The sequence below is a fragment of the Streptomyces amritsarensis genome, from assembly GCF_001953875.1.
In the GTDB taxonomy this organism is placed as follows: Bacteria; Actinomycetota; Actinomycetes; order Streptomycetales; family Streptomycetaceae; genus Streptomyces; species Streptomyces amritsarensis.
In genome coordinates this window covers 20,187-34,828 of sequence record NZ_MQUR01000083.1, presented here as the reverse complement: position 1 = coordinate 34,828, position 14,642 = coordinate 20,187, and the positions used below count along the sequence as shown (strand labels likewise).

Below are 14,642 nucleotides of genomic sequence, written 5' to 3'. Positions count from 1 at the left end.
CGCCCGGTGCGGGCGGAGCGGATCCGGCGGGCCGACAGGACACACCCTGTCGGCCCGCCGTCGCATTGTCAGTGCGGGCGGATAGCCTGACGGCGTCAACCAGGTGTGTGCCCGTCATCGGAGCGCAACCATCAAGGGAGCAGCCACGACGGTGCTCGGCCACCTCCGCGGGCGCGGCGGCGGTTCAGCCGCAGAAGGGGGCGCGGTGCGCGTACTGGGCGTGGACCCGGGGCTGACCCGATGCGGGGTCGGCGTCGTCGAAGGCGTCGCCGGACGCCCCCTCACCATGCTCGGCGTGGGAGTCGTCCGCACGCCCGCCCACGCGGAGTTGGGCCACCGGCTCGTCGCCGTGGAGCAGGGCATCGAGGAATGGCTCGACACGCACCGGCCCGAAGTCGTCGCCGTGGAGCGGGTCTTCAGCCAGCACAACGTCAGCACCGTGATGGGCACCGCCCAGGCGAGCGCGGTCGCGATGCTCTGCGCCGCCCGCCGCGGCATACCGGTCGCCCTCCACACCCCCAGCGAGGTCAAGGCCGCCGTCACCGGCAGCGGCCGGGCCGACAAGGCCCAGGTCGGCGCGATGGTCACCCGGCTGCTGCGGCTGGCGGAGCCGCCCAGGCCCGCCGACGCGGCCGACGCCCTCGCCCTCGCCATCTGCCACATCTGGCGGGCCCCCGCCCAGAACCGCCTCCAGCAGGCGGTCGCCCAGCACGCCCAACACGCCCAGCACGCCCAGCACGCCCCGAAAGGCCGTACCCGATGATCGCCTTCGTCAACGGCGAGGTCGCCGCGCTCACCCCCACCCTCGCGGTGATCGAGGTCGGGGGGGTGGGCATGGCCGTGCACTGCACGCCGAACACCATCGCCGGCCTGCGGATCGGGGAGCAGGCCAGGCTGGCGACCTCCCTGGTCGTCCGGGAGGACTCGCTGACCCTGTACGGCTTCGCCGACGACGACGAGCGCCAGGTGTTCGAGCTCCTGCAGACCGCGAGCGGGGTCGGACCGCGGGTGGCGCAGGCGATGCTCGGCGTGCACAGCCCGGACGCCCTGCGGGCGGCCTTCGCCTCCGGCGACGCGAAGGCGCTGACGGCGGTGCCGGGCATCGGACCGAAGGGCGCGCAGAAGCTGCTGCTGGAGCTCAAGGGCAAGCTGGGCGCCCCCACCGCGGTCGTCGGCGCCCAGCGTGCGGTCGCGTCGGCGCCCGCCCCCTGGACCGAGCAGCTCACGGCCGCCCTGATCGGCCTCGGTTACGCGTCCCGGGAGGCGGAGGAGGCGGTGGTGACGGTGACCCCGCAGGCGGAGGCCGCCATCGCCGCAGGCGGCTCGGCCCCCGTGCCCCAGCTGCTGCGGGCGGCCCTGCAGTCGCTGAACCGCGCCCGCTGACCGGGCCGGGCGCCGCGCGGGCCGCTGCCCGCACCTCCCCGCGCCGCGCCGCCCCGTTCCCCGGGCTCCCGCCCGGAGCCGTTCCGGACGCTTCGCAGCCCGTGCGCCCGGACCCGGACCCCGCGCCGGCTGGAACGGCCGCGCAGCGGCCCACGCGCAGCCCCGGCCCCCGCACAGACCACCGCACAGACGCAGAAGGCAGACTGACACCGTGAACTGGGACGACGAAACCGACGCCACCGAGCCGGACCGGCTGGTAGGGGCGGCAGCCGACGGTGAGGACACCGCGGTCGAGGCGGCCCTGCGGCCCAAGGACCTCGGGGAGTTCGTCGGCCAGGAGAAGGTCCGCCAGCAGCTGGACCTGGTCCTGAAGGCGGCCAAACAGCGCGGGGCCACGGCGGACCACGTCCTGCTGTCCGGCGCGCCCGGACTCGGCAAGACCACCCTCTCCATGATCATCGCTGCCGAGATGGCGGCACCCATCCGGATCACCTCCGGCCCCGCCATCCAGCACGCCGGCGACCTCGCCGCGATCCTCTCCTCCCTCCAGGAGGGCGAGGTCCTCTTCCTCGACGAGATCCACCGCATGTCCCGGCCCGCCGAGGAGATGCTCTACATGGCCATGGAGGACTTCCGCGTCGACGTGATCGTCGGCAAGGGGCCCGGGGCCACCGCCATCCCGCTGGAGCTGCCGCCCTTCACCCTGGTCGGCGCCACCACCCGGGCCGGACTGCTGCCCCCGCCGCTGCGGGACCGTTTCGGCTTCACCGGCCACATGGAGTTCTACGCCCCCGAGGAGCTGGAGCGCGTCATCCACCGCTCCGCCCGCCTCCTCGACGTCGAGATCGACACCGCCGGCGCGGCCGAGATCGCCGGCCGCTCCCGCGGCACCCCGCGCATCGCCAACCGCCTGCTGCGCCGCGTACGCGACTACGCCCAGGTCCGGGCCGACGGGGTGATCAACCGGGAGGTGGCCGCCACCGCCCTCCAGGTGTACGAGGTGGACGCCCGCGGGCTGGACCGGCTGGATCGAGCCGTTCTGGAGGCACTCCTGAAGCTGTTCGGCGGCGGACCCGTGGGCCTGTCCACCCTCGCCGTGGCGGTGGGGGAGGAGCGGGAGACCGTCGAGGAGGTCGCGGAGCCCTTCCTGGTCCGCGAGGGCCTGCTCGCGCGCACCCCCAGGGGACGGGTCGCGACCCCCGCCGCATGGGCTCACCTGGGCCTTGTCGCACCGCAGGCCGGCGCAAGCGGATCAACGGGGCAACAGGGCTTGTTCGGGCCCTGACGGCGCGGAGGTTCGCCCGGTCGGGAACGCCGGTGCCATGCTGGGCGTTGTTCCATCGGTGCGGACTCGCCTAGACTCCGCCGATGCCGACCCTTCGGGTCGGTGTGCCCACCCCCGTAGAAAAGGCCGCCGTCCGCGTGCGGTCGTGCGAAGGATTTCCGTCCCGTGAATCTCGTGACACTCCTCCCGTTCATCGTGCTCATCGGGGCGATGTTCCTGATGACCCGCTCCGCGAAGAAGAAGCAGCAGCAGGCCGCGCAGATGCGCGACCAGATGACGCCCGGCACCGGGGTCCGCACCATCGGCGGCATGTACGCCACGGTGAAGGAAATCGGTGACGACACGGTCACCCTCGAGGTGGCTCCCGGCGTCCACGCGATCTACGCGAAGAACGCCATCGGCGCCGTACTGGAGGACGCGGAGTACAACCGCATCGTCCACGGCATCGACGACGTGACGACCGACACGCCCGTCGTGCCGGACGACGCCTCCTCCCTCATCAAGGACGAGGACGCGGCGCCGAAGCTCGACCTGGGCAAGAAGGACGAGCCCAAGGGCGACGACAAGCCCGAGGACGGCAAGACCGACGGCGAGGCCGGCGCGAAGTAGCGCGCGGCCGGGGACCGCGCGGGCGCCGGACCGGCGGTCGGCGCGGTCCCCGTCAGTGACACTTCTGCGGGGGGCAGGGGTCCCCACCACACATTTCGTGGCCGTCCGCGCGCTGACCCGGCGCGGGGCGGTTGGACAGGGAGAAACGACAAGGTGGCAGCACCGAAGAAGGGCCGGCGGCCCACGGGGGCTCAGGGGAGGCCGGGGCGCGCCCTGGCGATCATCCTGATCGCGATGGTGGCGCTCACCGCGGGGATGTTCATCTCCAAGCAGACGACTCCCCGGCTGGGCATCGACCTCGCCGGCGGCACGAGCATCACGCTCAAGGCCAAGAGCGAGCCCGGCAAAGAGAACGCCGTCAACGAGACCAACATGAACACGGCGGTCGGCATCATCGAGCGCCGCGTCAACGGACTCGGCGTCTCCGAAGCCGAGGTCCAGACGCAGGGCCGCGACCACATCATCGTGAACATCCCCAAGGGGATGAACGAGAAGCAGGCGCGCGAGCAGGTCGGCACCACCGCCCAGCTCTACTTCCGCCCGGTCATCGCGTTCGCGGACGGCGCCCCCGCCGCTCCCGAGGGCACCCAGAGCCCGAGCCCCTCCGCGAGCGGCTCCGGCGCCCCCAAGGCCCAGGACGGGAAGACCAGCCCGTCCGCCACCCCGTCGTCCAGCGCCACTTCCCAGGGCCGCGCGCTCAGCGAGGGCCTCAAGGCCCCGAACGCGCCCACTCCCACGCCGTCGGCGAGCGAGTCGAAGAAGGCAGACGACAAGGCGGCCCCGTCGCCGTCCGCGAGCGCCCCCGCGCCCGACCCGGCCGCCGCGGACCTCCAGGCCAAGTTCGCCGCGCTCGACTGCACGAACGAGGAGCAGCGCGCGGCCGTCGGCAAGGGCGTCAAGCCCACCGACCCGACGCTCGCCTGCGGCCAGCGCGGCGAGCAGTGGGGCAAGTGGATCCTGGGCCCGGCCGCGGTCGAGGGCAAGGACGTCAAGAGCGCCAAGGGCGAGATCGACCCGCAGTCGGGTCAGTGGATCGTCACGATGAACTTCAACGACCACGGCGCCGACGCCTTCGCGAAGGTCACCGGCGAGCTGGCGGCCAAGCAGATGCCGCAGAACCAGTTCGCGATCGTCCTCGACGGCGACGTCATCTCCGACCCGTCCGTCAGCACCGCGATCACCGGCGGCAACGCACAGATCTCCGGTGGCTTCAACCAGCAGTCCGCGCAGGACCTGGGCAACATGCTGTCGTACGGCGCCCTGCCGCTGTCCTTCCAGGAGGACAGCGTCACCACCGTCACCGCCGCGCTCGGCGGCGAGCAGCTGCGCGCCGGCCTGATCGCCGGTGCGATCGGCCTCCTCCTCGTGGTCGTCTACCTGCTGGTCTACTACCGCGGCCTGGCCTTCATCGCGATCGTCAGCCTCCTGGTCTCCGCGATCCTGACCTACACGATCATGGCGCTGCTCGGGAAGGGCATCGGCTTCGCGCTGAACCTGCCGGCCGTCTGCGGTGCGATCGTCGCCATCGGTATCACCGCGGACTCGTTCATCGTGTACTTCGAGCGCATCCGCGACGAGATCCGCGAGGGCCGCACCCTGCGCCCGGCCGTCGAGCGTGCCTGGCCGCGTGCCCGCCGCACGATCCTGGTCTCGGACTTCGTGTCGTTCCTCGCCGCCGCGGTGCTGTTCATCGTCACCGTCGGCAAGGTGCAGGGCTTCGCCTTCACCCTGGGTCTGACCACCCTGCTCGACGTGGTCGTGGTGTTCCTCTTCACCAAGCCCGTCATGACGCTGCTGGCGCGCACGAAGTTCTTCGCCAGCGGCCACCCGTGGTCCGGGCTGGACCCGAAGCGGCTGGGCGCCAAGCCCCCGCTGCGCAGCTCCCGGCGTACCGCCGCACCCGCCCCCGTCGAAGCAAAGGAGGCGTGAGAGATGTCGAAGCTGGGAGATCTCGGCGCCAAGCTGTACCGCGGTGAGGTCGGCTACGACTTCGTCGGCAAGCGCTTTCTCTGGTACGGCGTTTCCATCCTGATCACCATCACGGCGATCGTCGCCCTGGCCGTCCAGGGCCTCAACATGGGCATCGAGTTCAAGGGCGGTGCCGTCTTCACGACCCCGAAGACGGGCCTCTCGGTCGCCAAGGTCACGGAGGCCGCCGAGGAGGCCTCCGGCCACGACGCGATCGTCCAGGAGCTCGGCACCGGCGGCATGCGCATCCAGATCTCCGGTCTGGACACCGACGCCGCGACCGACGTCAAGAAGGTACTGGCCACCGACCTCAAGGTCACCGAGGCCGACATCAACGCCGACCTGGTCGGCCCCAGCTGGGGCGAGCAGATCGCGAACAAGGCCTGGACCGGCCTCGGCGTCTTCATGGTCCTCGTGGTGATCTACCTCGCCATCGCCTTCGAATGGCGCATGGCCGTCGCCGCGCTGATCGCCCTGATCCACGACCTCACCATCACCGTCGGCGTGTACGCGCTCGTCGGCTTCGAGGTCACCCCGGGCACCGTCATCGGTCTGCTGACCATCCTCGGCTACTCCCTCTACGACACCGTCGTCGTCTTCGACGGTCTCAAGGAGGGCTCGAAGGACATCACCAAGCAGACCCGCTACACCTTCAGCGAGATCGCCAACCGCAGCATCAACGGCACGCTGGTCCGCTCGATCAACACCACGGTCGTGGCGCTGCTCCCGGTCGCGGCCCTGCTGTTCATCGGCGGCGGCTTCCTGGGCGCCGGCATGCTGAACGACATCTCCCTGTCGCTGTTCGTCGGCCTCGCGGCCGGCGCGTACTCCTCGATCTTCATCGCGACCCCGCTGGTCGTCGACCTCAAGGAGCGCGAGCCGGCGATGAAGGCGCTGAAGAAGCGGGTGCTCGCCAAGCGCGCGGCCGCGGCGGCCAAGGGCGAGTCCCCGGACGAGGCCGAGGTTTCCGACGGCGAGCCGCAGGTCGTCTCGCAGGGCCGGCAGCCGGGGCGTCGACGTTGACCGCAGAGCTGTCGGACGACGTACGGGCCCTCCTGCTCCGGCGGATCAAGGACGTGGCGGACTACCCGAAGCCGGGCGTGATGTTCAAGGACATCACCCCGCTGCTGGCGGACCCCGAGGCGTTCGGCGCGCTGACCGGCGCGCTCGTGGAGCTGGCCGGGCGGTACGGCGCGACGAAGATCGTCGGACTGGAGGCGCGCGGCTTCATCCTCGCGGCCCCGGTGGCGGTGCAGGCCGGGATCGGCTTCGTGCCGGTCCGCAAGGCCGGCAAGCTGCCGGGCGCGACCCTCGCACAGTCCTACGAGCTGGAGTACGGCACGGCGGAGATCGAGGTCCACGCCGAGGACCTGGCGGCCGGTGACCGGGTCATGGTCATCGACGACGTCCTGGCCACCGGCGGTACGGCGGAGGCCTCCCTCTCGCTGATCCGGCGGGCCGGGGCCGAGGTCGCCGGCGTGGCGGTCCTGATGGAGCTGTCGTTCCTGCCGGGCCGGGCCAAGCTGGCCGGGTCCCTGGCGGGGGCCCCGCTGGACGCGCTGATCGTGGTCTGACCGCGCCCACCGGCGTACGGGGCGGCGGGCATCCGGAATCCTCCGGGTGCCCGCCGTTCGCGTGCCCGGGCCGTAGCGGCAGGCTCGGCGAACGGGGTGACCGAACCCTCGCTACGATGGGTTATCCGGACCGGACACGGGCACCGGATCCTCCCCCGGACTCCGTCTGGGGGCCCCCGTGAGGAGCGCTCTTGCCAGACGAGGTCCAGCCAATCTCCGCCGCGCAGCCCGACCCGCAGGCCGAGCGGGCCCCGGCGGCCGCCGCCACGCCCCCGCCGGCCCCGCCGGTCAAGCCCGCCCCGGCCAAGCCGGCGTCGGCCAAGCCCGCGCCGGCGAAGTCGGCCGCGTCCTCCAACCGGGTGCGCGCCCGCCTGGCCCGCCTCGGCGTTCAGCGTTCGAATCCGTACAACCCGGTGCTGGAGCCGCTGCTGCGCATAGTCCGCAGCAACGACCCGAAGATCGAGACGTCGACACTGCGCCAGCTGGAGCAGGCCTACCAGGTGGCCGAGCGCTGGCACCGCGGCCAGAAGCGCAAGAGCGGCGACCCGTACATCACCCACCCGCTCGCGGTCACGACCATCCTCGCCGAGCTCGGCATGGACCCGGCCACCCTCATGGCCGGTCTCCTGCACGACACCGTCGAGGACACCGAGTACGGCCTGGAGGACCTGCGCCGCGACTTCGGCGACGCCGTGGCCCTGCTCGTCGACGGCGTCACCAAGCTCGACCGGGTGAAGTTCGGCGAGGCGGCCCAGGCCGAGACCGTCCGCAAGATGGTCGTGGCGATGGCGAAGGACCCGCGCGTCCTGGTCATCAAGCTGGCCGACCGGCTGCACAACATGCGCACCATGCGCTACCTCAAGCGGGAGAAGCAGGAGAAGAAGGCCCGCGAGACCCTTGAGATCTACGCCCCGCTGGCGCACCGGCTGGGCATGAACACGATCAAGTGGGAGCTGGAGGACCTCTCCTTCGCGATCCTCTACCCCAAGATGTACGACGAGATCGTGCGCCTGGTCGCCGAGCGGGCGCCCAAGCGCGACGAGTACCTCGCCCTCGTCACGGACGAGGTCCAGGTGGACCTCAGAGCCGCCCGGATCAAGGCCACCGTGACGGGCCGCCCGAAGCACTACTACAGCGTCTACCAGAAGATGATCGTCCGCGGCCGGGACTTCGCGGAGATCTACGACCTGGTGGGCATCCGCGTCCTCGTCGACACCGTCCGGGACTGCTACGCGGCCCTCGGCACGGTGCACGCGCGGTGGAACCCGGTCCCGGGCCGGTTCAAGGACTACATCGCGATGCCCAAGTTCAACATGTACCAGTCGCTCCACACGACGGTCATCGGACCCAGCGGCAAGCCCGTCGAACTGCAGATCCGCACCTTCGACATGCACCGCCGCGCCGAATACGGCATCGCCGCGCACTGGAAGTACAAGCAGCAGACCGTCGCCGGCACCTCCAAGGTCCGCACCGACGTCCCGCAGGCCGCCAAGGGCAGCGCCGGCCAGGACACCGTCAACGACATGGCCTGGCTGCGCCAGCTGCTGGACTGGCAGAAGGAGACCGAGGACCCGGGCGAGTTCCTCGACTCGCTGCGCTTCGACCTCTCGCGCAACGAGGTCTTCGTCTTCACCCCCAAGGGCGACGTGATAGCGCTGCCCGCCGGGGCCACCCCGGTGGACTTCGCGTACGCCGTCCACACCGAGGTCGGCCACCGCACGATAGGCGCCCGGGTCAACGGCCGTCTGGTCCCGCTGGAGTCGACCCTCGACAACGGCGACCTCGTCGAGGTCTTCACCTCCAAGGCCGAGGGCGCCGGACCGTCCCGGGACTGGCTGGGCTTCGTGAAGTCCCCGCGCGCCCGGAACAAGATCCGCGGATGGTTCTCCAAGGAACGCCGTGACGAGGCCATCGAGCACGGCAAGGACGCCATCGCGCGGGCCATGCGCAAGCAGAACCTGCCGATCCAGCGCATCCTGACCGGCGACTCGCTCGTGACCCTCGCGCACGAGATGCGCTACCCGGACATCTCCTCCCTGTACGCGGCCATCGGCGAGGGCCACGTGGCCGCGCAGGGCGTCGTGCAGAAGCTGGTGGCGGCCCTCGGCGGCGAGGAGGCGGCCAACGAGGACATCGAGGAATCGATCCCGCCCGCGCGGGCCCGCAGCAAGCGGCGCAGCAACGCCGACCCGGGCGTCGTGGTCAAGGGCGTCGACGACGTGTGGGTCAAGCTGGCCCGCTGCTGCACCCCGGTGCCGGGCGACCCGATCATCGGGTTCGTCACGCGCGGCAGTGGCGTATCGGTTCACCGCGCGGACTGCGTCAACGTCGACTCCCTCTCCCAGCAGCCCGAGCGGATGCTGGAGGTCGAGTGGGCCCCCACCCAGTCCTCGGTCTTCCTGGTCGCCATCCAGGTCGAGGCGCTGGACCGGTCCCGACTGCTGTCGGACGTCACGCGGGTCCTCTCCGACCAGCACGTCAACATCCTGTCGGCGGCCGTCCAGACATCCCGCGACCGGGTGGCCACCTCGCGCTTCACCTTCGAGATGGGCGACCCCAAGCACCTGGGGCACGTCCTGAAGGCCGTCCGGGGCGTGGAGGGCGTCTACGACGTCTACCGCGTCACCTCGGCCCGCCGGCCGTAGCGGGGCCGGGGAAGAAGACAGAGCGAGGGCCCGGGTACGGAAAAGATCCGTACCCGGGCCCTCGTCGTACCGCAGGCCCCGGGTCAGCCGCCGAACTCCTCCAGGCCCTTCAGCGCCTGGTCCAGCAGGGCCTGGCGGCCCTCCAGCTCACGCGAGAGCTTGTCGGCCTTGGCGTTGTTGCCCGCGGCGCGCGCCGCGTCGATCTGCTCGCGCAGCTTGTCGACCGCCGCCTGGAGCTGACCCGTCAGGCCGGCCGCACGGGCCCGCGCCTCCGGGTTCGTACGGCGCCACTCGCCCTCCTCGGCCTCCTGGATCGCCCGCTCCACCGCGTGCATCCGGCCCTCGACCTTCGGCCGGGCGTCGCGCGGCACGTGGCCGATGCCCTCCCAGCGCTCGTTGAGGGAGCGGAACGCGGCGCGGGCCGCCTTCAGGTCCGTCACGGGGACGAGCTTCTCGGCCTCGTCGGCCAGCTCCTCCTTGAGCTTCAGGTTCTCGATCTGCTCGGCGTCACGCTCCGCGAACACCTCGCTGCGGGCCGCGAAGAACACGTCCTGCGCACCGCGGAAACGGTTCCACAGGTCGTCCTCGGCCTCGCGCTGCGCCCGGCCCGCCGCCTTCCAGTCCGCCATCAGCTCGCGGTAGCGGGCGGCCGTCGGACCCCAGTCGGTCGACTTCGACAGCGACTCGGCCTCCGAGACCAGCTTCTCCTTGACCTTGCGGGCGTCCTCGCGCTGCGCGTCCAGCGAGGCGAAGTGCGCCTTGCGGCGCTTGGAGAAGGCGGAACGGGCGTGCGAGAACCGGTGCCACAGCTCGTCGTCCGACTTGCGGTCCAGGCGCGGCAGGCCCTTCCAGATGTCCACCAGCGCGCGCAGCCGCTCACCGGCACTGCGCCACTGGTCGCTCTGCGCCAGCTGCTCGGCCTCGGCCACCAGCGCGTCCTTGGCCGCGCGGGCCTCGTCCGCCTGCTTGGCCTTGGCGGCCTTGCGCTCCTCGCGCCGGGACTCCACGGTCTCGACCAGCTTGTCCAGCCGCACGCGCAGGGCGTCCAGGTCGCCCACGGCGTGGTGCTCGTCGACCTGCGTACGCAGGTGGTCGATGGCCGTCTGGGCATCCTTGGCGGACAGATCAGTGGTCCGCACCCGCTTTTCGAGGAGGCCGATCTCGACCACCAGGCCCTCGTACTTGCGCTCGAAGTAGGCCAGGGCCTCCTCGGGGGTGCCCGCCTGCCACGAACCGACGACCTTCTCGCCATCGGAAGTACGCACGTACACGGTGCCCGTCTCGTCGACTCGGCCCCACGGGTCGCTGCTCACAGCGCCTCCTCCACCTGATGCCTGCGAGGGGTTCACCCCCTGGGCATCGTCCACAGTTTCCTGGGGCGGGCAGCGCCCGCCCTGCACAACGCCAACATAGGCGACCGCCGGGCCGGCTGTCCGCATCCCGCACGACGCAATATCGGCGTACGGGAGCGGGCCGGCCGGCCCGGGGCCGCGCCACCCGTCAGTTCTGGGTGACCGTGCCCTTCTGGATCTTGACCTCGTTCTTCGGCGCACCGTCCTGGCCGCCGTCGGCCGTGCCGGTCTTGGCGATCTCCTCGAGGACCTTCAGGCCGGCAGCGTCGATCTTGCCGAACGGCGTGTAGGTCGGCGTCAGCGGGCTGTCCTTGTAGACCAGGAAGAACTGGCTGCCGCCCGAGCCGGGCTGGCCGGTGTTGGCCATCGCCACCGTGCCGGCCGGGTAGATCACCTGGCCCTGCTCGTTCGCCTTGCCCAGCGCGTCCAGGTTCTCGTCCGGGATGGTGTAACCCGGGCCGCCGCGGCCGGTGCCCTCGGGGTCGCCGCACTGGAGCACGAAGATCCCGCCGGCCGTCAGCCGGTGGCACTTGGTGTTGTCGAAGTAGCCCTTGTCGGCGAGCGACTTGAACGAGTTGACGGTCTGCGGGGTCTTCGCCGCGTCCATGGCGAAGTTGATGTCGCCGGCGCTGGTCTTCAGCGCGAAGGTGTACTTCCCCTTCTGGTCGATCGCCATCTCCGGCGAGGGCGACTGCTTCGGCTCCGGCGGCGTCGCCGACGCCGACGGGTCCGCCGCCGTGTCCTTGGGGTCCTTGTCCGAGTCGAAGACGCCGCCCACGACCAGGCCGACCAGCGTCGCGATCACCACCGCCACCGCCGCGCCGATCACCGCCGCCCGCTGACGGCTCTTCTTCCGGGCCTCGGCGCGGCGCTTCTGCTGGCGCTCGTACTTCTCCCTGGCGAGCTGTCGCCGCCGCTGATCGCTCGTGACCACCGGGTCGTCTCCTTGTACGTGTCTGATACTGCTGTCCGGGCTCGGATAGGCCGTACCGTATATGGGTTCGCTGTGTAACGAGCGGCGCCGGTAGGCTCTGAGCAGCAGGATTGCGACCTGCATCCTCCCGCCGGACGACGATTGAGGACGAACGTGCTGATTGCCGGGTTCCCCGCAGGCGCTTGGGGCACCAACTGCTACGTGGTCGCCCCCGCCGCCGGCGAGGAGTGCGTCATCATCGACCCGGGCCACCAGGCCGCCCAGGGTGTCGAGGAGACGCTGAGGAAGCACCGGCTCAAGCCCGTCGCGGTCGTCCTGACCCACGGCCACATCGATCATGTGGCCTCGGTGGTCCCGGTGTGCGGAGCACACGACGTACCGGCCTGGATCCACCCCGAGGACCGCTACATGATGAGCGACCCGGAGAAGGCCCTCGGCCGCTCCATCGGCATGCCCCTCATGGGCGAGCTGACCGTGGGGGAGCCGGACGACGTCCGCGAGCTGGCCGACGGCGCCGCCCTGAAATTGGCCGGAATGGACTTCTCCGTGGCGCACGCGCCGGGCCATACCAGGGGGTCGGTGACCTTCCGGATGCCCGAGCTGGCCGACATCCCGCCGGTCTTCTTCTCGGGCGACCTGCTCTTCGCCGGCTCCATCGGACGAACCGACCTGCCGGGCGGCTCCCACGCCGAGATGCTCGATTCGCTGGCCCGCGTGTGCCTGCCGCTCGACGACTCGACCGTGGTGCTGTCCGGCCACGGTCCCCAGACCACCATCGGCCGTGAGCGCGCGACCAACCCGTACCTGCGGGAGGTCGCCGCCGGGCTCGGAGACGGCACCGCCGCTCCACGACGAGGAATGTGACGAAAGCTTCGTGGCTACTTTCAAGGCCCCCAAGGGCACGTACGACCTGATCCCGCCGGTCTCCGTGAAGTACCTGGCGGTACGCGAGGCCATCTCCGCGCCCCTGCGCAACTCCGGCTACGGCTACATCGAGACCCCCGGCTTCGAGGACGTCGGCCTCTTCGCCCGCGGCGTCGGCGAGTCCACCGACATCGTCTCCAAGGAGATGTACGCCTTCGAGACCAAGGGCGGCGACCAGCTGGCCCTGCGCCCCGAGGGCACCGCCTCCGTGCTGCGCGCGGCCCTGGAGGCCAGCCTGCACAAGCAGGGCAACCTGCCGGTCAAGCTGTGGTACTCCGGGTCCTACTACCGCTACGAACGCCCGCAGAAGGGCCGCTACCGCCACTTCTCGCAGGTCGGCGCCGAGGCCATCGGTGCCGAGGACCCGGCGCTGGACGCCGAGCTGATCATCCTGGCCGACCAGGCCTACCGCTCGCTCGGCCTGCGCAACTTCCGGATCCTGCTGAACTCGCTCGGCGACAAGGAGTGCCGCCCGGTGTACCGGGAGGCGCTGCAGTCCTTCCTGCGGGGCCTCGACCTCGACGAGGAGACCGTCCGCCGGGCCGAGATCAACCCGCTGCGCGTCCTCGACGACAAGCGGCCCGACGTACAGAAGCAGCTCGTCGGCGCGCCGGTGCTGCGCGACTACCTGTGCGACGCGTGCAAGGCGTACCACGAGGAGGTGCGGGCGCTGATCACGGCGGCCGGGGTCGCCTTCGAGGACGACGAGAAGCTGGTGCGCGGGCTCGACTACTACACCCGCACCACCTTCGAGTTCGTCCACGACGGCCTGGGCTCGCAGTCCGCGGTGGGCGGCGGCGGCCGCTACGACGGCCTGTCCGAGATGATCGGCGGGCCGGCGCTGCCGTCGGTGGGCTGGGCGCTCGGCGTGGACCGTACGGTCCTGGCCCTGGAGGCCGAGGGCATCGAGCTCGACATCCCGGCGTCCACGTCGGTGTTCGCCGTCGCGCTGGGCGAGGAGGCCCGCCGGGTGCTCTTCGGCAAGGTCACCGAGCTCCGCAAGGCCGGTGTCGCGGCCGACTTCTCGTTCGGGGGCAAGGGCCTCAAGGGCGCCATGAAGGACGCGAACCGCAGCGGTGCCCGCTTCGCCGTGGTCGCGGGCGAGCGCGACCTCGCCGAGGGCGTCGTCCAGCTCAAGGACATGGAGTCCGGGGACCAGACGGCCGTGCCCGTCGGCGAGCTGATCGACACGGTCAGGGGCCGCCTCGCCTGACGGCGGAGGTGAAGCTTCCGGACGGGGCCGGGGATCTTTCCCCGGCCCCGTCCGTTCACAGGCTCGTACGGCACAATGGCCCGTGCTTGATCACCTTGCAGATGTGGAGCGGGCGGTATGACGACACGAAGCACGGACGCGGACACCGCCGGGGCGAGGACCTTCGGGGCCGGCCGGGCGCTGGCCCTGCTGCTGGTGATCACGGGGGCCGCGGGCCTGCTCGCCGCCTGGGTGATCACGATCGACAAGTTCAAGCTGCTGGAGGACCCGAACTTCACGCCGGGCTGCAGCCTCAACCCGGTCGTCTCCTGCGGCAACATCATGAAGAGCGACCAGGCGGCCGTCTTCGGCTTCCCGAACCCGATGCTCGGCCTCGTCGCCTACGGCATCGTGATCTGCGTCGGCATGAGCATCCTGGCCGGGGCCCGGTTCCGCCGCTGGTACTGGCTGACCTTCAACGCCGGCACCCTCTTCGGCGTCGTCTTCTGCGCCTGGCTCACCTACCAGTCGCTCTACAACATCAACGCGCTGTGCCTGTGGTGCTCCCTGGCCTGGGTCGCCACGATCCTGATGTTCTGGTACGTCACCTCGTACAACGTCCGCACCGGCCTGCTGCCGGCGCCGGGCTGGCTCAGGAGCTTCTTCGAGGAGTTCACCTGGGTGCTGCCGGCGCTGCACATCGGCATCATCGGCATGCTGATCCTGACCCGCTGGTGGGATTTCTGGACCTCCTGACCGGCGACCGGCCGCGGACC

Annotated in this window: 13 protein-coding genes; 11 read left to right on the top strand and 2 right to left on the bottom strand. The window is 71.1% G+C overall.

Features of this window, described 5'->3' with window-relative positions; all coding sequences use genetic code 11:
• The first annotated feature begins 205 nt into the window (after positions 1-205).
• The 8 genes from ruvC (at position 206) to AVW11_RS27735 (ending at position 9,464) form a co-directional block, all read left to right on the top strand.
• Entirely contained in the window at positions 206-763 is a 558-nt protein-coding gene (gene ruvC / locus AVW11_RS27770) for a crossover junction endodeoxyribonuclease RuvC (protein ID WP_076046362.1), read from the top strand.
• Entirely contained in the window at positions 760-1,383 is a 624-nt protein-coding gene (gene ruvA, locus AVW11_RS27765) for a Holliday junction branch migration protein RuvA (protein WP_030841640.1), read from the top strand. The genes ruvC and ruvA overlap by 4 nt, the downstream gene beginning before the upstream one ends.
• A 211-nt stretch (positions 1,384-1,594) precedes the next feature.
• Positions 1,595-2,668, top strand: coding sequence for a Holliday junction branch migration DNA helicase RuvB (gene ruvB / locus AVW11_RS27760; protein ID WP_076046361.1), 1,074 nt, complete (start codon positions 1,595-1,597; stop codon positions 2,666-2,668).
• A 165-nt stretch (positions 2,669-2,833) separates the two neighbouring features.
• A complete protein-coding gene (yajC, locus tag AVW11_RS27755; RefSeq protein WP_030841634.1) occupies positions 2,834-3,277 on the top strand; it encodes a preprotein translocase subunit YajC in 444 nt (147 codons plus the stop codon).
• A gap of 153 nt (positions 3,278-3,430) precedes the next feature.
• Positions 3,431-5,206: a protein translocase subunit SecD gene (gene secD / locus AVW11_RS27750; protein ID WP_060178513.1), complete on the top strand. Its 1,776-nt coding sequence runs from the start codon at positions 3,431-3,433 to the stop codon at positions 5,204-5,206.
• 3 nt (positions 5,207-5,209) lie between these two features.
• On the top strand, positions 5,210-6,268 hold the full coding sequence (secF, locus tag AVW11_RS27745; protein ID WP_030841628.1) for a protein translocase subunit SecF: 1,059 nt from the start codon (positions 5,210-5,212) through the stop codon (positions 6,266-6,268).
• Entirely contained in the window at positions 6,265-6,819 is a 555-nt protein-coding gene (locus AVW11_RS27740; protein WP_030841625.1) for an adenine phosphoribosyltransferase, read from the top strand. Before secF ends, AVW11_RS27740 begins: the two co-directional genes overlap by 4 nt.
• Before the next feature lie 191 nt (positions 6,820-7,010).
• Positions 7,011-9,464, top strand: coding sequence for a RelA/SpoT family protein (locus AVW11_RS27735; RefSeq protein WP_076046360.1), 2,454 nt, complete (start codon positions 7,011-7,013; stop codon positions 9,462-9,464).
• An 83-nt stretch (positions 9,465-9,547) separates the two neighbouring features.
• Here AVW11_RS27735 and AVW11_RS27730 read toward each other — a convergent pair whose 3' ends face one another.
• Positions 9,548-10,777, bottom strand: a complete 1,230-nt coding sequence (locus AVW11_RS27730) for a DUF349 domain-containing protein (protein WP_030841619.1) — start codon at positions 10,775-10,777, stop codon at positions 9,548-9,550.
• A gap of 187 nt (positions 10,778-10,964) precedes the next feature.
• Positions 10,965-11,750 (bottom strand): peptidylprolyl isomerase, encoded by a 786-nt coding sequence (locus tag AVW11_RS27725; protein WP_060178511.1) that lies wholly within the window; start codon positions 11,748-11,750, stop codon positions 10,965-10,967.
• 153 nt (positions 11,751-11,903) lie between these two features.
• Between AVW11_RS27725 and AVW11_RS27720 the strand changes: the two genes are divergently transcribed.
• The 3 genes from AVW11_RS27720 to AVW11_RS27710 all read left to right on the top strand — a co-directional run bounded on the left by AVW11_RS27720 (position 11,904) and on the right by AVW11_RS27710 (position 14,622).
• A complete protein-coding gene (locus AVW11_RS27720) occupies positions 11,904-12,614 on the top strand; it encodes an MBL fold metallo-hydrolase (RefSeq protein ID WP_030841613.1) in 711 nt (236 codons plus the stop codon).
• A gap of 10 nt (positions 12,615-12,624) precedes the next feature.
• A complete protein-coding gene (gene hisS, locus AVW11_RS27715; RefSeq protein ID WP_076046359.1) occupies positions 12,625-13,887 on the top strand; it encodes a histidine--tRNA ligase in 1,263 nt (420 codons plus the stop codon).
• A gap of 117 nt (positions 13,888-14,004) precedes the next feature.
• Positions 14,005-14,622 (top strand): vitamin K epoxide reductase family protein, encoded by a 618-nt coding sequence (locus tag AVW11_RS27710; protein WP_060178510.1) that lies wholly within the window; start codon positions 14,005-14,007, stop codon positions 14,620-14,622.
• Positions 14,623-14,642 lie beyond the last annotated feature (20 nt).

Excerpts from the sequence above, each read along its gene's own strand:
- ruvA (WP_030841640.1), top strand. The coding sequence starts at position 760 with ATGATCGCCTTCGTCAACGGCGAGGTCGCCGCGCTCACCCCCACCCTC.
- secF (WP_030841628.1), top strand. The coding sequence starts at position 5,210 with ATGTCGAAGCTGGGAGATCTCGGCGCCAAGCTGTACCGCGGTGAGGTC.
- AVW11_RS27710 (WP_060178510.1), top strand. The coding sequence starts at position 14,005 with ATGACGACACGAAGCACGGACGCGGACACCGCCGGGGCGAGGACCTTC.